Origin of the sequence: Caballeronia sp. GAFFF2, assembly GCF_023631485.1 — a bacterium.
Lineage (GTDB): Bacteria > Pseudomonadota > Gammaproteobacteria > Burkholderiales > Burkholderiaceae > Caballeronia.
The window spans coordinates 1-245 of record NZ_JALQDA010000117.1; the positions used below are offsets into that span (position 1 = coordinate 1).

The window sequence follows — 245 nt, forward strand, 5'->3', positions numbered from 1 at the left end:
CCACTGATTCGAAACAGTGGACATAGCCTGCACGCTCAGATCAAAGAGTTCCAGACGTCCATTTCTGCGCGCTTACGTTTGTTGCGGACGGTTCGTCCAAGGATGCAAAAATCCCATCTCAGAAAACGAAGAGCTCGCACAGCAATGCGAAGGCCGGTCGAGCTCAACTCGCCAAGCAGCCAGCCGATAAAACTGCTGCAAAAGTCGCTTCCGGTCGACGCGTAGCAATCGAAGCGACGGCGCCC

1 protein-coding gene is annotated in these 245 nt (G+C 55.1%); it reads right to left on the reverse strand.

Features of this window, described 5'->3' with window-relative positions:
- Positions 1-35 precede the first annotated feature (35 nt).
- On the reverse strand, positions 36-245 hold a 210-nt coding region (locus NCT04_RS34345), incomplete at its 5' end, for a hypothetical protein (RefSeq protein ID WP_250470308.1).